This is a genomic window from Methylobacterium sp. GC_Met_2 (genome assembly GCF_026540795.1).
Taxonomy (GTDB): Bacteria; Pseudomonadota; Alphaproteobacteria; order Rhizobiales; family Beijerinckiaceae; genus Methylobacterium.
Window position 1 is genome coordinate 14,963 of sequence record NZ_JALNUM010000068.1, and the last position, 19,308, is coordinate 34,270.

At 70.3% G+C, this 19,308-nt stretch carries 18 protein-coding genes and 1 tRNA gene; 8 read left to right on the forward strand and 11 right to left on the reverse strand.

Going from position 1 to position 19,308, the window contains the following annotated elements; all coding sequences use genetic code 11:
- Positions 1–62 precede the first annotated feature (62 nt).
- Positions 63–1,556 carry an HD domain-containing phosphohydrolase gene (locus tag OXS49_RS20960; protein ID WP_267426529.1) on the forward strand — a complete coding sequence of 498 codons (1,494 nt, stop codon included), beginning with the start codon at positions 63–65 and terminating at the stop codon, positions 1,554–1,556.
- 44 nt (positions 1,557–1,600) lie between these two features.
- Positions 1,601–2,626 (forward strand): histone deacetylase family protein, encoded by a 1,026-nt coding sequence (locus OXS49_RS20965; protein ID WP_267426530.1) that lies wholly within the window; start codon positions 1,601–1,603, stop codon positions 2,624–2,626.
- Between the two features lie 15 nt (positions 2,627–2,641).
- Here OXS49_RS20965 and OXS49_RS20970 read toward each other — a convergent pair whose 3' ends face one another.
- The 5 genes from OXS49_RS20970 to OXS49_RS20990 all read right to left on the reverse strand — a co-directional run bounded on the left by OXS49_RS20970 (position 2,642) and on the right by OXS49_RS20990 (position 7,850).
- A complete protein-coding gene (locus OXS49_RS20970) occupies positions 2,642–3,346 on the reverse strand; it encodes a cell cycle transcriptional regulator TrcR (protein ID WP_267426531.1) in 705 nt (234 codons plus the stop codon).
- A gap of 1,053 nt (positions 3,347–4,399) precedes the next feature.
- Positions 4,400–5,392, reverse strand: coding sequence for an ABC transporter substrate-binding protein (locus OXS49_RS20975; protein ID WP_267426532.1), 993 nt, complete (start codon positions 5,390–5,392; stop codon positions 4,400–4,402).
- Positions 5,347–5,610 carry a hypothetical protein gene (locus OXS49_RS20980; protein ID WP_267426534.1) on the reverse strand — a complete coding sequence of 88 codons (264 nt, stop codon included), beginning with the start codon at positions 5,608–5,610 and terminating at the stop codon, positions 5,347–5,349. Before OXS49_RS20980 ends, OXS49_RS20975 begins: the two co-directional genes overlap by 46 nt.
- Before the next feature lie 93 nt (positions 5,611–5,703).
- Positions 5,704–6,732: an ABC transporter substrate-binding protein gene (locus OXS49_RS20985; RefSeq protein WP_267426536.1), complete on the reverse strand. Its 1,029-nt coding sequence runs from the start codon at positions 6,730–6,732 to the stop codon at positions 5,704–5,706.
- A gap of 491 nt (positions 6,733–7,223) precedes the next feature.
- Entirely contained in the window at positions 7,224–7,850 is a 627-nt protein-coding gene (locus tag OXS49_RS20990) for a TetR/AcrR family transcriptional regulator (protein ID WP_243998173.1), read from the reverse strand.
- A gap of 103 nt (positions 7,851–7,953) precedes the next feature.
- Between OXS49_RS20990 and OXS49_RS20995 the strand changes: the two genes are divergently transcribed.
- Together OXS49_RS20995 and OXS49_RS21000 are read left to right on the forward strand one after the other, a co-directional pair.
- Positions 7,954–8,643: a PspA/IM30 family protein gene (locus OXS49_RS20995; protein WP_267426537.1), complete on the forward strand. Its 690-nt coding sequence runs from the start codon at positions 7,954–7,956 to the stop codon at positions 8,641–8,643.
- A gap of 50 nt (positions 8,644–8,693) precedes the next feature.
- The gene (locus OXS49_RS21000) at positions 8,694–8,969 is read left to right on the forward strand and encodes a YiaA/YiaB family inner membrane protein (RefSeq protein ID WP_243998177.1); all 276 of its coding nucleotides are present in this window, start codon (positions 8,694–8,696) and stop codon (positions 8,967–8,969) included.
- 18 nt (positions 8,970–8,987) lie between these two features.
- Here OXS49_RS21000 and OXS49_RS21005 read toward each other — a convergent pair whose 3' ends face one another.
- The 3 genes from OXS49_RS21005 to OXS49_RS21015 form a co-directional block, all read right to left on the reverse strand.
- On the reverse strand, positions 8,988–9,875 hold the full coding sequence (locus tag OXS49_RS21005; RefSeq protein WP_267426538.1) for a hypothetical protein: 888 nt from the start codon (positions 9,873–9,875) through the stop codon (positions 8,988–8,990).
- Positions 9,876–10,052: 177 nt separating this feature from the next.
- Complete coding sequence (locus OXS49_RS21010; RefSeq protein ID WP_243927331.1) at positions 10,053–10,997, reverse strand: ribose-phosphate pyrophosphokinase; 945 nt, start codon at positions 10,995–10,997, stop codon at positions 10,053–10,055.
- A gap of 162 nt (positions 10,998–11,159) precedes the next feature.
- Entirely contained in the window at positions 11,160–11,396 is a 237-nt protein-coding gene (locus OXS49_RS21015; RefSeq protein WP_243998263.1) for a DUF4170 domain-containing protein, read from the reverse strand.
- Between the two features lie 212 nt (positions 11,397–11,608).
- Between OXS49_RS21015 and OXS49_RS21020 the strand changes: the two genes are divergently transcribed.
- Positions 11,609–11,998, forward strand: a complete 390-nt coding sequence (locus tag OXS49_RS21020) for a hypothetical protein (RefSeq protein ID WP_243998181.1) — start codon at positions 11,609–11,611, stop codon at positions 11,996–11,998.
- Positions 11,999–12,020: 22 nt separating this feature from the next.
- Here OXS49_RS21020 and OXS49_RS21025 read toward each other — a convergent pair whose 3' ends face one another.
- The 3 genes from OXS49_RS21025 to OXS49_RS21035 all read right to left on the reverse strand — a co-directional run bounded on the left by OXS49_RS21025 (position 12,021) and on the right by OXS49_RS21035 (position 13,752).
- A complete protein-coding gene (locus tag OXS49_RS21025) occupies positions 12,021–12,257 on the reverse strand; it encodes a hypothetical protein (protein ID WP_243998183.1) in 237 nt (78 codons plus the stop codon).
- A 221-nt stretch (positions 12,258–12,478) separates the two neighbouring features.
- Positions 12,479–12,571 (reverse strand) — tRNA-Sec (locus OXS49_RS21030).
- A gap of 104 nt (positions 12,572–12,675) precedes the next feature.
- Entirely contained in the window at positions 12,676–13,752 is a 1,077-nt protein-coding gene (locus OXS49_RS21035) for an oxidoreductase (protein ID WP_243998185.1), read from the reverse strand.
- 1,092 nt (positions 13,753–14,844) lie between these two features.
- On the opposite strand from OXS49_RS21035, the gene OXS49_RS21040 reads away from it, so the two are divergent.
- The 3 genes from OXS49_RS21040 to hfq all read left to right on the forward strand — a co-directional run bounded on the left by OXS49_RS21040 (position 14,845) and on the right by hfq (position 19,231).
- A complete protein-coding gene (locus OXS49_RS21040; protein WP_243998187.1) occupies positions 14,845–17,265 on the forward strand; it encodes a PAS domain-containing sensor histidine kinase in 2,421 nt (806 codons plus the stop codon).
- A complete protein-coding gene (locus OXS49_RS21045) occupies positions 17,262–18,626 on the forward strand; it encodes a sigma-54 dependent transcriptional regulator (protein ID WP_243998189.1) in 1,365 nt (454 codons plus the stop codon). The genes OXS49_RS21040 and OXS49_RS21045 overlap by 4 nt, the downstream gene beginning before the upstream one ends.
- A 353-nt stretch (positions 18,627–18,979) precedes the next feature.
- Complete coding sequence (hfq, locus tag OXS49_RS21050) at positions 18,980–19,231, forward strand: RNA chaperone Hfq (RefSeq protein ID WP_007563033.1); 252 nt, start codon at positions 18,980–18,982, stop codon at positions 19,229–19,231.
- The last annotated feature ends 77 nt before the right edge of the window (positions 19,232–19,308 follow it).

Consider the following 19,308-nt stretch of genomic DNA (forward strand, 5'->3'; position numbering starts at 1 on the left):
TTGCGCATGCCCGCCCCGGGACTCAGTCCGATCCGCCCGCGACCGCAAGGGTGGGGACCGGGATGTTCGACGTCCCTCCGGATGGACCGCCATCGGCACCGCCCGGCGCGCGGCCCCGCGCCGGGCGCACCGAAGCCGCCGCCCGGGAGCCCCTGATGGACGCGCTCCTGGTCGACGACAGCGCGGTCATGCGCCTGCGGCTGCGCCAGTTGCTGGAGGCCAAGCCCGACGTGAGCGTGACCGATCACGCCGATCCGGGCGCCGCGCTCGTGGAGGCGCAGATCCGGGCCTTCGATCTCGTCCTGGTCGATTGCCACCTGCGCGCCATGGACGGGATCGCCTTCATCCGGTGCATGCGGACCATCCCGCATTACGCCCAGGTGCCGATCGTGATGCTGGCCGAGGACATCTCGGACGCGGTGCGGCTCTCCGCCCTGGAGGCCGGGGCGACCGACTTCCTCGACACCTCCATGCGGGGCGTCGAGCTGACCGTGCGTCTGCGCAACATGATCCGCCTCGCCAAGGCCGTGCGGCGGCTGTCCGAGCAGGCGGCCTGGCTCGACGGCGAGGTCGAGGCGGCCCTGCGCCACATGCGCGAGCGCGAGGAGGAGATCATCTTCCGCCTCGCCCTCGCGGTCGAGTATCGCGACAGCGACACGGGGGACCATACCTGGCGGGTCGCCCGCTACAGCCAGATCATCGCCGAGGAACTGGGGCTCGCCCCGGATGTCTGCCGCAGCCTCTATCTCGCCGCGCCTCTGCACGATGTCGGCAAGGTGGGCGTGCCCGACAGCATCCTGCTGAAGCCCGGACGGCTCGATCCGGACGAGTTCACCGTGGTCCAGACGCATACCACCATCGGCCAGCGGATCCTGGGCGGGAGCGCATCCGAGCTGATCCGCCTCGCGGCGGAGATCGCCGAGGCGCATCACGAGCGGTGGGACGGCGACGGCTACCCGAACGGGCTCGCCGGGACCGCGATCCCGCTCGCCGCCCGGATCGTCGCGGTGGCGGACGTGTTCGACGCCCTGACCACGCAGCGTCCCTACAAGGCCGCGATGTCCTTCGAGGCGGCCCTGGACAGCCTGCGCGCCGAGAGCGGCCGCCATTTCGATCCGGCCTGCGTCGCGGCCTTCTGCGCCCGCTGGGCGGATATTCGCGTCGCCGGCGGCCAGGAGCGGGCCGCGATCCGGCCGGTCACCGAGCCCTGGGCGCGGGTCCCGACCCTGCTCCGCGAGATCGCGGCCGAGCCGCAGGGCCCGTCCGGGTGGCTCGTGCACGATCTGCACAGCCTGATCGCCCCGGACGAGGCACCGGTGCGCCCGCCGCCGGTTGCACCGCCGGCCCGGGATCCGCTCAAACGGCCGAGGGAGCCGCGCCATGAACGTGCGCTGGATGACGCTGCCGGGGATCGCGCAGGCCCGCCCCATCCCCCGGGTCGAGGCCCGACGCCCGGTCGACGCGACGGGCTGCCCCACGGTGTTGCGCACCGACGGAACGGTCGACCGCATCTGATCGCCGCACGGCCGGAGGATTCGGCCCTCGGGCGGTCCTGAGACGGCGCGTTCCGGTTTCCGGCCTCATGCCGTAACCTGCCGGGATGCGCGTCTTCCACAGTCCCGACTCACCCCGGCACGATCCCGAACGCTACTGGCGGCGCGGCACGCCGATCCCGCATCCGGAGCAGGCTGACCGCTACGCGATCCTGCGCGATGCGGCCCTGCGGGGCGGCCACGCCCTCGCGGAGCCCGGCGATCACGGCCTGGACCCGATCCGGGCGGTGCACGATCCCGCCTACGTGGCGTTCCTGGCCGAGGCCTGGACCCGCCGGGGCGAGATGCCGGGCATCGGCGACGAGATCCTCAGCGGCGTCTTCGCCCGGCCGCACATGCACCGGACGCCGACGGGCCTCCTCGGGCTCGCCGGCCTCTACATGGCCGACACCTCGACGCCGATCCGCGCCGGGACGTGGCCGGCGGTCTACGGCGCGGCGCAATGCGCCGTCGCGGCCGCCGACGCCGCCCTGGCGGAGGGCCACGCCTACGCCCTGTGCCGGCCGCCCGGCCACCACGCCTACGCGGATTCCGCCGGCGGCTTCTGCTTCCTCAACAACAGCGCGATCGCGGCCGCCCGGATGCTGGCCCCCACCGGCGGCCCGGTGGCGATCCTCGACATCGACGTCCACCACGGCAACGGCACGCAGGGGATTTTTTACGGGCGCGCGGATGTCGTGACGGTCTCGGTCCATGCCGATCCGTCGGACTACTTCCCGTTCTTCGCAGGCTATGCCGACGAGACAGGTACAGGGGAGGGGGCGGGGTTCAACCGGAACCTGCCGCTTCCGCCGGGCTCGGGCGACGCCCCGTGGCTCGAAGCCGTGGAGGCGGGTCTCGCAATGATCGCCGCGCATCGGCCGCGGGGGCTGGTGGTGGCTTTGGGCCTCGACGCCTCGGCGGACGACCCGATCGGCGCCCTGAAAGTCACCCGGTCGGGCTTCGCCGGCGCGGCGGAGCGGATCGCCCGGGCCGGGCTGCCCACCGCCCTCGTCCAGGAGGGCGGCTACCTCTGCGCGGCCCTCCCGGAGAGCCTCGCGGCCTTCCTGGCGGCCTTCGACGCCGCCCGGTAGGCCGCGGACGGCGAATTACGCCTCGTCGTCCTCGTCCTGCTGCCGGCCCTTGAGCTTGGCGAAGACCGAATCCGCGTCGAGCCGCTCCTCGCGGCCGCCGTGATCCTCCTCCGGCTCCTGCGCGTCCCGGGCCGTGGAGACCTCCGTGGGCAGCAGCGAGGCGCCGGAATCGGCCGCCACCGCGGCCGGGCGGTCGGCCGCCGCGCGCTGGACCTCGAAATCGAGGTTGATCTGGGTGGCGAGCCCCAGCGTCACCGGGTCCATCGGCTGCAGCGAGCCCGAGTTCCAGTGGGTGCGCTCGCGGATCTGCTGGATCGTCGACTTGGTGGTGCCGACCAGCCGGATGATCTGCGCATCCTTCAACTCGGGGTGGTTGCGCAGCAGCCACAGGATGGCGTTCGGCCGGTCCTGGCGGCGGGACAGCGGGGTGTAGCGCGGGCCCTTGGTGGTGCGCTTCACCTCCGGCAGCTTCACCTTGGAAACGGCGGGCTTCAGCTTGTAGTGCGGCGCCTTCTGGGCCTTCTCGATCTCGTCGCGGGTGAGCTGGCCGGTGGAGACCGGATCGAGCCCCTTGATCCCGGCCGCGACCTCGCCGTCGGCGATGCCCTTCACCTCCAGCGGGTGCAGCTTGCAGAAATCGGCGATCTGCTCGAAGGCGAGCGACGTGTTCTCGACCAGCCAGACGGCGGTCGCCTTCGGCATCAGCGGACCTTGGGACATGTCTCTCGTGCTCCGGCCTGCGGGACGGGGGCCGGGCATCGGGCCGCGGGCTCCGGATGGTCGATCCGGATGTCCCGTCTCACGCTGTTGAATGGGGATACGGCACTATAGGCCGGGGCCGGGAGGGGCGCAATCGCGGGTTCGGAGCCTGCGCGTCGATTCACCGGGGCCGGGAGCCCGGCTCAGCTTGCACCGTGAGCCCGACCGACTCACCCGCGAAGGCCGCACGCAGCCGGTTGCGGCCGGGGGTGCAGAGATATGGTCATCTCTCTGGCATGGTCCAGAAAAGCGAATGGCGAGTGCTGGTTCACGCTCCGCCTCGCCATTCCTCTCTGGAGGCGGCAACACCTGAGACGGTGAAGGCCAGGGGCCGGCGGTCGCCGCCGCCGGTCCCACTCCCGAAGATAACGCAGCCCCGGCCGCCCAACAACAATCCCGGCCGCCCCCTCAGCGCGGTCGCACCCCGTCGAGGAACGACCGCACCGCCGGCGGACGGGTTCTGGCGGGTTGGGGTGAGCCACGCCGTGGTGACGATCTCAGGAAGCCCCTGCGCGCCGCCGGACCGGTGGAGGCGCACCGACGGGGGCCGGCGCCCCGGCCCTGGTGGAGCCGTGATGCGGCACGCACCCGAAGCAGGCTTCGCAAGAGCGGCCACCGGTTTTGCGACAAAAACCTGCGACGCAACAAGGGCTTAGAGCCATGCGCGATTGCAACGTGCACGGTACACGACAGCGACGCCACCATCGCGGAATGAGGCGCGGGTCCCCTCTCCCGTGCGGGAGAGGTCTGCTTTCGCAGAAAGCCGGGTGAGGGATGTGCGGCTTCCGGAAGAGACGCACCCTGTCGGCGCCTTGACGGTGCGCGCGATCCTGAACCTTCTCGACCCTCACCCCAACCCTCTCCCGCACGGGAGAGGGGGCATGTCGCGCTTGCCACCCGTGTTGGCAGACAAGTGTCGTGTACCGTGTGGCTCGCCCACGCAAGTCTGCTCAGAGCCCTTGTTTAACCGCGCGCTCTTACGCCGAACCGGTGTCCACTTCGGCGGAGAGCGCTCTAGTCGAGAACCTCGTCGGCCCGCGCCAGGAGAGCCGGCGTGACGGCGATGCCCAGCCCCGCCGCGGCCCGCGCGTTCAGGATGAAGCTCAGCTGGCTCGGCGCCTGGACCGGGAGGTCTCCGGGATGCGCGCCCCGCAGGATGCGATCGACGTAGTCGCTCGCCTGCTGGAACCAGACGCTCTCGTCGGACCCATAGGAGGCGAGGCCACCGGCGGTCACGCAAGGCCGGTACGGGTAGACGGCCGGGATCCGATGACGCGCCGCCAGGGTCGCGATCAGGGGGCAGGTCTCGAGGGTGAAGGCGCCGGGGGAAACCAGGATCCCGACATCGCCCAGGGCGGCCAGCCTCGCAAAGGCGGGCTCCAGATCGGAGCGCTCGCGCAGCGGCACGATCACGGCCTCCAGCCCGAGGGACGGGCTGACCTGCTCGATCGATTCGGCCAGAACCGGCGCGATCGGGCTGCTCGCCGCATGCATCAGGAAGGCGACCCGTTTCAGGTCCGGGGCGATCTCCCGGAGCAGCCCCACCCATTTGCGGCCCATGGACGGCTCCGTTCCGGTCAGGCCGGTCATGGTGCCCCCGGGCTTCTGCAACGTCGCGACGAGGCCGAGGCCGACGGGGTCGGCGACCCGCGTGAACACCACCGGCGTCCGTTGCGACCGCCGGTGCAGGGCGAGCGCCACCGCGGTCGAGCGGCTGACGATGACGTCCGGCTCGGGCGTCAGGATTGCGGGCAGCAGCGGATCGATCTGCGCCGGGTCGCGGCCGACGGCGGCGAAGGTCAGCACGAGGTTCCGGCCCTCCACCCACCCGTGCTTGACGAGGGCGTTCCTGAGGAGCCGCTCGGTCTCGCCGAATTGCGGGTCGCTCTTCGGCATGGGGAAGAGGACCACCACATGGCGGAGCCGCTCCGGGACCGCCGGAACGGCAGGCTGGCCCGAGATCAGGATGAAGCCCGCGACCAGCCCGATGATGTTCCGTCGCCGCATGCACCGCCCCCTTCGCCGGCGATTAGCCGCCAAGTGCCGGCGACCAGCCGCCAAGTGCCGGCGACCAGCCGCCAAGTGCCGGCGACCAGCCGCCAAGTGCCGGCGACCAGCCGCCAAGTGCCGGCGACCAGCCGCCAAGTGCCGGCGACCAGCCGCCAAGTGCCGGCGACCAGCCGCCAAGTGCCGGCGACAAGGGCGCGCGATTCGAGACCGGTCAAGCGCGATCGCACCAGACGCCGCCGCGGCGTCGGCGGCCGGGAACGATCGTCAGAGCGCCGTCGGAACCCGGCACGGCTCCGACCCAAGCGGCCTCACCGGCCCGGCAGGGTGTGGACGATCGGGAAGAACGTGTCCTTCCAGTCCTTGGGCTCGGCCTTGATGGTCTTCATCGCGTAGAAGTGCCGGGCCTGCAGCATGATGCCGTAGGGCGTGGTCGAGAAGTTGGTCCCGGGCTCCTTCATGATCGCCACCAGGGTCTCGGGCGGGGTCTTCTCTTTGGTGGCCGCCACGTAGTCCTTGGCGGCCTGGAGCGGATCCTTGGCGATCTCGGCATTGGCCTCGTCGATGGCGGCCACGATCGCGGCGGCGAGCTTCGGGTTGCGGTTGAACCAGCCGGTCCGCGCGTAGAAGATCGCGTTGCTCACCGGCTCGCCGACCAGCTCGTACGAGTTCAGCACTTTGTGGATCGCCGGGTCCTGCAATTCGCGCTGCTGGAACGGCGGCAGGGAGAAGTGGCTGTTGACCTCGTTGTGGGGGCTGCCCAGAGCCGCCACTGCGTCCGGATGGCCGAGCTGGACGGTGAGCGGGTCGAGCTTGGTCGCGTTCTCGGGGCCGAACGCCTTCTTGGCGGCGATCTGGAGCAGCACCGCCTGGGACGAGACCTTCACGGAGGGCAGGGCGATCTTGTCCTTGCCGGAAAAGTCCTTGAGGTCCTTCACATCCGGGTTGCGGGTCAGCAGCAGCATCGGCGTCGAACCGACCCCGCACAGCCCCTTCACGTCGCCGCGCGTCCGGTCGTTCAGGAGCAGCATGTTGGTGGAGCCGCTGTCGACGATGTCGATGTTGCCCGAGAGCAGCGCGTCGTTGCCGGCGGCGCCGCTCGTCAGGTTCACCCACTCCACCGCCACGTCCCCGAGGCCCGCCGCCTTGGCGTGCTTCTCGATCAGCTTGTGCTGCTCGGCGAGCACGGCCGGCAGGTAGACGAAGCCCGGCTGCCGGCTGATCCGGACCTTGGCGTCGTCGGCCCGGGCGGGGGCGAAGAGGGCCAGCCCGGCCAGCAGCAGGGCAGCCGGCCCGATCCGAAAGACCCCGCCCAGCCGCAACGAGCCCGTACGCATCATGACGCTTCTCCCTGTGGCCCGGCGTTTTCTTGGTATCGGTGCCGAGCTTGTGATTGGACACGAGTGGACAGGCTCGCGCAGCCGAGCGCAAGGCCCCACGCCCGTCTTCACCGTCCGCTCATGCTGACGCGTCATGGTTTGACGCGCTGGATGACCATCGCGGGGGCGAGGGGTGAGGATCGGCATCGGGGCGAAGCTCCACACCCTCGCGGCGGCCGCGCCGGTCGGCATCGTCACGGTCCCGGGCATCGGACACGTCAGCCGGACGACGCAGGTCGAGCACGACCGCATGGCCAAGACCCGCAACCGCGTGGACACGGCCTACGGGGTCGCGGCCTATTTCGCGGGTGAGGCGCGGGCCGGGCACCTGTCCCGGGCGCAGGCCCAGGGCGCCGACTCCACGGCCTCGGACGCGGTGCTGACCCGGGATTCGGAGGCCCTCGACCGGACGGTCCGGGCGTTCCTCACGCAGGTGAAGGCGGCCTGCGCGTTCAGCGCCGCGCGAAGCCGCGGACCGCCGCCCGGACCAAGGCGTCGATCATCGGCCGCACGTCGTCCATGCCGAGGGGCCCGAGGCTGCCGAGATCGGCCAGGTAGGTCATGCCGTGGACGCTGGACCAGAGCGCCCGCGCCATCACGGGGATCGCCGGCTCGGCGAGGCCGCCGCCGTCCCGCAGCACCCCTTCGAGGACCGCGAACAAAGCCGCGATGTCGGCCTGCACCGAATCCGGCGCCGCCACGGTCCGGCGCTCGAAGATCGCCGCCCAGGCCGCATGGTGCCCGGCCGCGAAGGCGAGATACGCGTCGGCCAGGCACAGGAGCCGCGCCTCCGTGTCCCGCGACGGGCAGGCGGCCAGCGCCGCCGCCAGGACATCCCGGAGCCGCCGCATCGTGACCGCGTTGGCCTCCAGCCGCAGCTCCTCCAGGCTGTCGAACTGCGTGTAGACCGAGCCGACCGCCGTGCCGGCCCGCTCCGCGACGCCGCGGGCGGTCAGCGCCCCCGCGCCGGCCTCGTTCAGGATCGCCACCGCGGCGTCGATCAGGGCCTGGCGATCCGCCGCACGATCGACCGAGGCCTTGCGCGGACGCCCCCGTATCTTTTTATGAACCTCGTTCATTTTATCCCTTGCACCGGACGCCGCCGCATGGTTACCTCGTTTTGTGAACGACGTTCAATCAAATCCGGACCGGCTCCGGACCGTCGTTCCCGCGAGGTGAACCGTGACGAGGACCCTCTCTCTCCTGATGCGCGGCGTGATCGCCGACAACGCCCAGGCAATCCACGACGCCCATGCCGTGACGATCCTGCGCCAGCAGATCCGGGACGCCGCCGGCGCCCTGGCGACCGCCCGGCGGGAACTCGCCGTGGCCATGGCCTACCACGCCGCCGAGGCCCGCGCCCTCGACGCGATCGGAACCCGGATCGACATCTTGTCGGACGGGGCGCGGCGGGCGCTCGGCGACGGCCGCGCGGATCTCGGGACCGAGGCGGCGATCCACATCGCCGCCCTGGAAGACGAGCGCACCGACCGTCGGGAGGCCGCCGACCGCTTCGCCGCCGAGGTCGAGCGGCTGAAGCGCCTGGTCGCACGAGGCGGAGAGCGGCTGCGGCATCTCGACCGCGGGCTCCAGACCGCCCGCACCACCGAGGCGCTGCGCCGGGCGGGGCTTGAGGGCCGCCGGGCCACGACCCTCTCGGCGGGCGCCCTCGGCGAGGCGGAGCGGACGCTGGCCCGCCTGCGCGCGCGGCACGAGGCCGAGGCGGATGTCGCCGCGGCGCTGAGCGAGCTGGAGACCGAGGCCGCAGGCGGGATCGAGGCCGACTTGAAGGCCGACTTGGAAGCCGCCGGCTACGGCCGCCCCCGCACGGACCCGCGGGCGGTGCTCGACCGCCTCAGGGCGACGACCTGATCAAACCGCATCCATCCCAATCCTTCGAACAGCAAACAGGAATCCGCACCATGATCCCACAGATGCCCCATACCGGCGCCTGGAAGACCTTCACGCTGGTCAGTTTCGCCGCCGCAGCCGCCATGCTGACGATCGGGATCTTCTTCCTGCCCGCGGATATCTGGATCAAGGGCTACCTCGCCATGGCGTCGCTGTTCCTCACGGGGACGACCTTCACCCTGGCCAAGACCCTGCGCGACGAGCACGAGGCGAACCGGCTGATCAACAAGATCGAGGACGCCGCCGCCGAGCGCGTCCTGCGCGAAGCGATCCCGGGCCGGCTCTGAGGACCGGGCAGGCGCCGCTCAGCCGCCGGCGCCCAGGAACCCGTTCAGGACCGTGGAGAATTCCGGCGTGCGCAGGTAGCCGTAGGATTTGTGCCGGTTCTCGGTGCCATCCGGCCTCCGGTAGGCGTTGATCACCGGTACGTCCCGGACCCGCACGCCGGCGGCGTTCGGCGCGTAGATCTCCGCGAGGTCGTCGCCCACCGTGGCGATGTCCTGGCGGTCCATCAGGTTGGTCCAGGCGGTCAGCGCCGCCGGGACGCGCAGGGCGCCGTGCTCGTCGGCGAGCTTCAGCTTCAGCTCGGCCAGCGCCAAAGGCGAACCGAGGGTGACCAGGGCGCAGCGGGGCAGGGCGGTCCCGTCCGCCTCGGCGGCGCGCAGCACGTCGTAGGCGATCAGGCCACCCATCGAATGCGCGGCGATCAGCACGTCGTCGCCGGCGGCCTCGGCGATCACCGCGCGCAGGCGCGCCCGGGCCGCCGCCCGAAAGCCCGCATCCGTGTAGTAGCCCCAGAGGTCGTCGAGGCGGTATTCGAGGATCAGGTCGTCCACCGGGGTCAGCCCGGCGGCCTCCTGCAGGTGCGACAGGCCGCGGTAGATCCGGTCGGTGAGGGTCGGCGCCGCGCTCTCGGGATCGCCCGCCGGCGACGGGAACGGGCCGAGCTCGTAATCGGGCCGGTAGGGCTCGCGGTTGCTGTCGTCGGTGAGCGGCTGCGGGTATCGCAGGTCCGCCCAGTAGACGAAGGTGAAGCGCAGGCGGCCCTCCGGCACGTGCATCCCGCGATTGCGGTCGAGCCCCTCGCGGATCGCGGCCTGCCACCAGCCCGCCTTCTCGTCACGCGGCGGCTTGTTGGCGAGCCCGTGGATGCCGATGATGTGCGCCCGACCCAGTGTCCGCTCCCGAACCAACGCCGCGTTCGGCTCAGCACATAGGGCCTTCGCGCGCAGGGGGTACTGTGACCCCGGGCCTCCAAAGGGCTGAAGCCCTTTGGTGGGTCGTCAGGGCAAGGCCCTGACGAAGACCCGGGCGCCGCCCTGGACCCGCGAAAGGTCTCGACCTTTCGAAACCATGCCTTTGTCCGGCGCTCAGTCGAACAGGCTGGAGACGCTGGATTCCGTCGCCGTCCGCCCGATCGCCTCGCCGAGCAGCGGCGCGATCGTCGCCACCCGGATGTTGCGGGCGAGCTTCACCGCTTGCGTCGGCTGGATCGAATCGGTGATCACCAATTCCTTCATCCGCGAGGCGGCGATGCGCGAGACCGCGCCGCCTGACAGCACCCCGTGGGTGATGTAGGCCGAGACGTCCTTGGCACCGGCATTGAGCAGCGCCTCGGCGGCGTTGACCAGGGTGCCGCCCGAATCGACGATGTCGTCGACCAGGATGCAGGACCGGCCCTCGACCTCACCGATGATGTTCATCACCTCGGACTCGCCCGGGCGCTCCCGGCGCTTGTCCACGATGGCGAGCGAGCAGTCGATCCGCTTGGCGATGGCCCGCGCCCGGACCACGCCGCCGACGTCGGGCGAGACCACCATCCGGTCGGCGTTCGGCAGCCGCTCCTTGATGTCGCGCACCATCACGGGGGCGGCGAACAGGTTGTCGGTGGGGATGTCGAAGAAGCCCTGGATCTGGCCGGCATGGAGGTCGAGGGTCAGCACCCGGTCGGCGCCCGCCCGGGTGATCAGGTTCGCCACCAGCTTGGCCGAGATCGGGGTCCGGCCCGAGGTGCGCCGGTCCTGCCGGGCGTAGCCGAAATACGGGATCACCGCCGTGATGCGCCGCGCCGACGACCGGCGCGCGGCGTCGATCATGATCAGCAGTTCCATCAGGTGGTCGTTGGCCGGAAACGAGGTCGACTGGACGATGAACACGTCCTCGCCGCGCACGTTCTCCTGGAGCTCGACGAAGATCTCCATGTCGGCGAAGCGCCGGACCATGCACTTGGCGAGCGGCAATTCCAGATAGGCCGCGATCGCCTCGGCCAGGGGCCGGCTGGAATTCCCGGCGATGATCTTGATCGAGGATTTCATGGGCGGCCGCTCACTCGCGGCCGGTCTGCCCGCCGCGCTCCGATGGCCGGCCCTTGCAGGCCGGAACGATGCGATGACGGGCGAGGCTCTTAGCAGCGGGCCGGAAGTGTCACAATGCCTTCACGCAGTCCTTACGGATGCCGCGCACAGGCCGTGCCGCGTTCAGACGGCCGGCGGCTCCAGCAGCCGGTGCAGGTGGACCACGAAATAACGGGTCTGGGCGCTGTCCACGGTGGCCTGCGCCTTGGCCCGCCACGCGGCCTGCGCGGAGGCGTAATCCGGGAAGATGCCGACGATATCGAGATTCGCGAGATCCCGGAACCGGATGCCGTCGAGATTCTGCAACTCGCCGCCGAAGACCAAATGGAGCTTCTGGTCGCTATCGATCGCCGTCGTCATGGTCACGCCTCCGCGCTCAGCCATCCACACGCATCCGCGGCGCTCGCAAATGGCGCGGCTCCGGTCAAGCCTGAAACGCCGCACCCGAGCCCCGCCTCGGCCGCAGGCCCGCTGTTCAGGCACCCTACGGCGGCTGCAAGACCGGCGCTGCAAGACCGGCGCTGCAAGACCGGCGCTGCAAGACCGGCCGCGCGGCGTGCTATCAGCACGTCATGACACGCGTCTCACTCCGCATCGCCGTTCTGGCGCTCGGCCTTTCGGTCCTGCCGGCCTCCAGCCAGACGGCAAGCCGGGCGCCGGCTCGGCCCGGTCCCGACAAGGCCGTCGACCGGCGGGGCGGGCCGCCGGTGATCGGCTGTCCGTCGCTGGCCAATTACCGGATGCTGATGCACGACGGCGCGCCGGCGGCGTCCGCGCTGCTGGCCGATCCCAAGGCGGACCATCTCGGCTGTAGCGTCCTGCCGCGGGGGGACGTCACCGGCATCGCCGACCGGGTCTCGCTCGGCGGCCGGAGCTACGATTGCGCCAGCCTGCGCAACACCACGGTCTGCCACTGGGTCGAGGCGGGGGCGGTCGACCGGCCCGGACCGGCCGGGCGCTGACGGTCTTCCGCGCGAACGATCCTCAGCGCAGATGGCCGCTGGCGCGCAGGTCCCGCTCCACGGCGTCGTGGACGGCCCGGAGCGGATTGTCGTTCGTGGCGGCCGGCGGGGCGACCACCGGCATCGGTGCCGGCATCGGGTCGAAGCCCGGCATCGGGCCCGGCCCGCCCGGCGCCCGGTCGACAGGCCGACGCGTCGCCAGCGCGCGCAGCGCCTCGCGGAGGCCGGGTGGGAAAAGCGCGACGAGCGTGTCCAGCATGACCGGCCTCAGAATTCGCGGCCGGCGGCCGGCCGGATCGGGGCGGGGAGGGCGGACCGGTTCTTCACGGGGGCACCAGCGCGGGATCGTGTCGGCGCAGAGACGGCCGGGAACGACCATATCGGCGGATCGGGATCGCCGGTTTTAGCGCGTGTGTCGCCTCATGACCAATAACGACTCGGTTATAGGTCCGAATGAGCGGAGCATGCCGATCGGGATCTTGGCGGAAGCGGATGGGAATCGAACCCACCGTACGCTGTTGGCGTACCGCTGGTTTTGAAGACCAGGAGGGCCACCAGACCCCGTTCGCCTCCGGGATCGGGGTTACGGGCCACCACCAGCCGGGTCAAGGGCTCGGCCCATGCCGAGGTCCCAGCTCGCCGGGACGTGCGCAAAGGTCGCGCCCGGGCCGCGACCCTCAGATCCCCCGCTCGTCCGGCGCAAGCGACAGGCCGACCGACGCCCCCGTCCGGGCCGACATGCGGGCGGCCTCGAGGCAGGCCATCACGCGGACGGCCTCCAGCGCCGCGGTATCGTCGACCGGCGCGTTATCGACCGGCCTCTCGGCGATCGTCGCGGCCACGCCCTGGTAGAACCGGCGCTGATCCCCGGCCGAGGCCGGCACGCGGCTCACCCGTCCGGTCCCGTCATGGATCTCCAGCGCGTCCGGATCCGCGCCCCATCCGGGGGCGCCGGGGGCGAGGCCCGCCAGCAGGTGCTGCTCCTGGAGATCCGCGCCGCGCTTGATCAGGCTGCCGGCCTCGCCATGCGCCACGAAGCGGGGCGATCCGCCGGCGACCAGCATGCTGGCGTGCAGCACCACCCGCAGGTCCGGATAGTCCAGCACGACGTGGGCCCAGTCGTCCGCCTGCGCGCCGGGGCGGAGCCGCGCCAGGTTGGCGGTCACCCGCTCGGGCAGGCCGAACAGCAGGAGCGCCTGGTCGAGGAGGTGGGGCCCGAGATCGTACCAGATCCCGCTGCCGGGGCCGGCGCCCTCGCGCCAGCGGTCGCGGACCTGGGGGCGGAACCGGTCGAAATGCGATTCCCAATGCCGGATCGGGCCGATGATTCCGTCCGCGATGGCCGCCCGGACGGTGAGGAAGTCGCTGTCCCAGCGCCGGTTGTGGAACACCGCGAGCAGCCGGTTCCGGCTCCTGGCCGCTTGACGCAACCCGCGGGCCTCGGCCACGTCGAGGGTGAAGGGCTTGTCGACCACGACATGCTTGCCGGCTACGAGCGCAGCCCGCGCCAGGGGGGCGTGGGTGTCGTTGGGGGCGGCGATCACCACGAGATCGACCGCCTCCGCGGTGGCGACCGCGACGGGGTCGGCGACGACCGCCACACCGGGCAGGTCGGCCGCGACCCGGGCGGGATCGCGCGAGCCGATCAGCCGCAGGTCGAGCCCCGGGACGGCACGGATCAGGGGCGCGTGAAACGTCCGGCCGGAATAGCCGTAGCCGATCAGGCCGACCCGGATCGCAGGCGTGGCCCTCATCGCCGCGTCGTCCCTGTGCCGCGCGGACGGCGTCGGGCAGCACGCTCGGAACACCGGATCGCCATGCTCGACCTCGGCCGCTGCCGATAGGCCTTGGAGCCGTGCCCGATCGCTTTGCACACGGTACGCGACACTGGCGCCATCTTCGCCGAACGAGGCGCGGGTCCCCTCTCCCGTGCGGGAGAGGTCTGCTTTCGCAGAAAGCCGGGTGAGGGATGAGAACTTTCAAAACGAGGCGCCCCCTGTCGGCGCCTCAAGAGTATGCTCGATCCTGAACCTTCTCGACCCTCACCCCAACCCTCTCCCGCACGAGAGAGGGGGCCTGTCGCGCTTGCCGACCCTGTCGGCAAACAAGTGTCGTGTCCTGTGCGCTGTGCAATCATGCGCGGCTCTAAGCTCTTGTTGTGACGCGCACTCTTGCGCCGAACCTGTGTCCACTTCGTCGGAGGGTGCCTCCAAGCGGATTTGCGTTGGCAAGCCAACGCTTCATCTGCTGAGGTCTTTGTTATAGCGCAGATTTTTGTCGCAAAACCGGTGACCACTTTAGCGAAACCTGCTTAGGGCCTACGCTCCGAAGCGTCGTGCCGATCCGTGAACCAGGAGACGAAGCCTGCGGCGACCATGAGCATCCGTGGGGCGATGATGGCAGCAGACAGGAAACCGCCCGTCATTCCTCGATCCTCCGCAGTACGCGCCGCCCGATCAGATGTAGGCCCACGCTCAGGGACAACCGAGTCATCACCAGAACATTCAAGCCCGTGAGCGCGATCGACGCTGTCGACGTGATGGATGTCACGATCGGAGCAAAGCATCCGTCCGCGAGGGCAGCCGCGGCCGCACCATTCAATTACGTCGCAGTCAGCTTGATGCGTTCGTTCCGGGCGGCTTTGTTCATGGCGACCTTCCGGCCAAGCTTACCGCATCGCCAACCGCCGCGCCAAGGATGCTTGTGAGGCTGAGTCAGTTCGGTGTGCCCGTCGGGGCCGCCTGGCTCCGTGCGATGGTAAACCCGTTGCGAATTCAACCTGAACGCGTAATCACCGGGGGCTATTCGTATTAATTCCGCCACACTGTTGTGGCCCTGCACCAGTCATGCCGTTCCTGCAGCGCTCACCCATAGTGGAAGGCCCCGCGCCGGACCCGCAAGGGTCAAACTCACATGGGTCGGACCCGCAAGGGTCGGACCCACATGGGTCGGACTCATATGGGCCGGCCGAGGGAACCGGTCCGGACGCGGCTCTGGCCGAGTCGCTGCGGCCGGGCCCCCGCGGCCCGGGCTGGATCGGGGCGGTCGTGGTGGTCACCGCCCTGATCTCGGCGCTGGCGACCTTCCTGATCCTGGCCGGCGTGATCCGGGTGACGCCCACGCCCGCCTACGGCGTGACGCTGCTCGCCATCAACGCCGCCCTGGTGCTCGGGCTCGCCATCATCATCGCCTGGGAGGCGCGGGTCTTCCTGCACGCCCGCAAGGCCAACGCTGCGGTGGCGCGGCTGCACACCCGCATCGTCGGCCTGTTCAGCCTGATCGCGATCCTGCCGACGATCCTGCTCGCCGTGGTCGCCTCCGTGACCATCGACCGCGGCCTGTCGCTCGGCTTCACCGACCGGGTCCGGGACGTGGTGCTGAAATCCGTGGAGGTGGCCGACGCCTACCAGGAGAACCAGTGCCAGAGCCTCGCCCGGGAGATCCGCATCCTGGCCGACGACCTGACCCGGGCAAGGCCGAATTTCGACGTGAACCGGGACTGGTTCGAGAACTTCCTGACCACTCGGGCGAGCAATCTCGGCCTGCCGGTGGCCCAGATCATGCGCGGGCCGACCGAGGTGGTGGCCCGGGCCAAGATCGACGTGCTGAAGACCAACCGCCTGCCCTCGGCGGCGGCCTTCGAGGATGCGGCATCCTCCGCGGATCCGATCTGCCTGCTGCCGACCGAGGGACGGGTCTTCGCCGCGCTGATGCGCATGCCGGCCTATGACGACGCCGTGCTGATGGTGCAGCGGGAGGTGAGCCAGCTCGCCATCGATTTCCCCGGCGTGTCCCGGGCGGCGGCGGCCGAGTACCTGACCTACGATTCGCTCCGGCGCTCGATCCAGATCACCTTCGCGTCGGTGTTCCTGCTGATCGCGCTGATCGCGCTGCTCTCGGCGGTGTGGTTCGGCATGAACTTCGCCAACCGGTTCGTGGCGCCGATCCGCCGGCTGATCAACGCCGCCGATCAGGTGGCGTCGGGCAATTTCTATGCCCAGGTGCCGACCAAGAAGACCAGCGGCGACCTCGCCCATCTCGGCGAGAGCTTCAACAAGATGACCCAGGAGCTGCGCCGCCAGCATGCCGGCCTGATCGCGGCGAGCGACCTGATCGACACCCGCCGCCGGTTCACCGAGGCCGTGCTCTCAGGCGTGTCGCCCGGGGTGATCGGCCTCGACGCGGCGGGCTTCGTCACCATTGCCAACCCGGCCGCTGAGCGGATGCTCGATCTGGCGAGCGATGCCCTGGTCGGCCAGTCCCTCGCCCAGGCGGTGCCGGAACTCGCCCCGGTGCTCGCCGAGAGCGAGGCCCGCCCGCGCAGCCTGCAGCAGCAGCAGATCCAGCTCACCCGGTCGCGCGGCGAGCGCACCATCACGGTGCGGGTCACGAGCGAGCAGGCGCAAGGGTCGACCCGCGGCTGGGTGGTGACGCTCGACGACATCACCGACCTCGTCCAGGCGCAGCGCAGCTCGGCCTGGGGCGACGTGGCGCGCCGCATCGCCCACGAGATCAAGAACCCCCTGACCCCGATCCAGCTCTCGGCCGAGCGGATCCGGCGCAAATACGGCAAGGTCATCACCACCGACAAGGAGGTGTTCGACCAGTGCACCGCCACGATCGTACGGCAGGTGGACGAGATCAAGCGCATGGTCGACGAGTTCTCGGCCTTCGCGCGGATGCCCAAGCCCGCGATCGCGCCGAACGACCTGACCGAGATCGCCAAGCAGAACCTGTTCATGATGCGCGTGGCGCACCCCGATATCGACTTCGCGTTCTCGGCCCAGGGCGGCGCGGGGAGCGCGGAAAAGATCGTGGCGGCCTTCGACATCAGGCTGCTCAGCCAAGTGATCACCAACATCCTCAAGAACGCCGTCGAGGCGGTGGCCGAGGTGCCCGAGGCCGAGCTCGGCAAGGGCAAGATCGGCTTGAGCCTCGCCGTCGAGGACGGGTTCGCGGTGATCGCCGTCACCGACAACGGCAAGGGTTTCCCCGCCGAGGGGCGCCAGCGGCTGCTGGAGCCCTACATGACGACGCGCGAGGGCGGCACCGGTCTGGGGCTTGCCATCGTGAGCAAGGTGCTTGAGGAGCACGGCGGCGGGATCGAACTGAACGACAATCCCGCCGGCCGGGGCGGCCAGGTGCGGATGCGGATCCCGCGCGAGCACGGGCCCGAGCCGTCGGCGTCCCCCGAGACCCGTCCCGTCACGACAGAGGAGAAGGGCGCCGCACCGACGGCCCCCCGGATCGCGGAGATGCACGCATGAGCGCCGATATCCTGATCGTCGACGACGAGGCCGACATCCGCGACCTCGTCGCCGGCATCCTGGACGACGAGGGCCACCGCTGCCGCACGGCCGGCGGCTCGGACGAGGCGCTGGCCGCCATCGAGGCGCGCCGGCCGCACCTCGTCTTCCTCGACATCTGGCTGCAGGGCTCCCGGCTCGACGGCCTGCAGGTGCTCGACCTGATCAAGGCCGCCAATCCCGACCTGCCGGTGGTGATGATCTCGGGCCACGGCAACATCGAGACCGCGGTCTCGGCCATCAAGGCGGGCGCCTACGACTTCATCGAGAAGCCGTTCAAGGCCGACCGGCTGATCCTGGTGGCCGAGCGGGCGCTGGAAGCCTCGCGGCTCCGGCGCGAGGTCCGCGACCTGACGGCGCGCTCCGGTACCACCAACCGCATCGTCGGCGGCTCGCTCGCGATCAACCAGCTGCGCCAGACCCTCGACCGGGTGGCGCCGACCAACGCCCGGGTGATGATCACCGGGGCGCTCGGCGCCGGCAAGGAGCTGGCCGCCCGCAGCCTGCACAAGGCCTCGGCCCGGTCGAACGGCCCGTTCGTGCTCCTGAACGCCGCCACGATCCTGCCCGAGACCATGGAGGCGGAGCTGTTCGGCGTCGAGGGCGAGAGCGGCCGCCGGGTCGGCGCCCTGGAGGAGGCCCATGGCGGCACCCTCTACCTCGACGAGGTCGCCGACATGCCGCGGGAGACCCAGAACCGGATCCTGCGCGTGCTGGTCGACCAGAACTTCCAGCGGGTCGGCGGCACGACGCGGGTCCATGTCGATGTCCGGATCATCTCCTCGTCCTCCCGGGATCTCCAGGAGGAAATCGCCGCCGGCCGGTTCCGCGAGGACCTGTTCCACCGCCTCTCGGTGGTGCCGATCCGGGTGCCGGCCCTGTCGGAGCGCCGGGAGGACGTGCCCGAGCTGATCCAGTTCTTCATGGACAACATCTCGTCCCAGACCGGCCTGCCCAAGCGCCGGATCGCCGAGGACGCGATGGCGGTGCTGCAGTCGCACAACTGGCCGGGCAACGTCCGCCAGCTCAAGAACAACGTCGAGCGGCTGATGATCCTCACGCAGGCCGACCCGGAGCAGGAGGTCACATCGGAGATGCTGCCCTCCGAGATCGGCGCGCTGGTGCCGACGACGCCGGGCGGCGCGGGCGGCGAGAAGCTGATGAGCCTGGCGCTCCGGGAGGCCCGCGAGATCTTCGAGCGCGAGTACCTCGTGGCGCAGATCGCGCGGTTCTCGGGCAACATCTCCCGCACCGCCGAATTCATCGGCATGGAGCGCTCGGCCCTGCACCGCAAGTTGAAGTCCCTCGGCATCGGCCCGTGAGCCGGGGCGGGCCCCGGTCCGGAATGCACACGCGCCGGACCGAAGGCTCGAAGCCGCCTCCCGAAACAAAATCGCCGGCTTTCGGAACGGGGCGATGGACAACCCGGACATGGACAACCCGGACCTTGACGCCGCGCCGCAATTCCAATGCCCGGGGCCATGCTTTAGGGCAAAGGGACGCGTTGAGGACGGCGCCGATCCGTTACGGATCGCCTGGGTATAGGGGTTGCTTGCGCCCACCCTTTGACGACGTCATGTTGTATACACGGCTGCGGACGGGGTGATCGGACGATCCGGCCCGCGGCATACCCATCCCGGGCCGAGCGAGCCGGGACAACAAGAAGGCCAAGAAGATGGCGGGCGAACGCGCACAGAACCTTCAGGACACTTTTCTCAATCATGTCCGCAAGAACAAGATCCCGCTGACGATCTTCCTGGTCAACGGCGTCAAGCTCCAGGGCGTGGTGACGTGGTTTGACAACTTCTGCGTGCTGCTGCGCCGCGATGGTCATTCGCAGCTGGTGTACAAGCACGCGATCTCGACGATCATGCCGGGCCACCCGGTGCAGTTGTTCGAGCCGGACGAGACCGCCGAGAAGGCGTGATGTTGTGATGGGGTTAGGGAGGCTGGATCCGCGCGTCTCCCTCTCCCGAGCGGGCTAGCGGATTCACACTTCTCCCC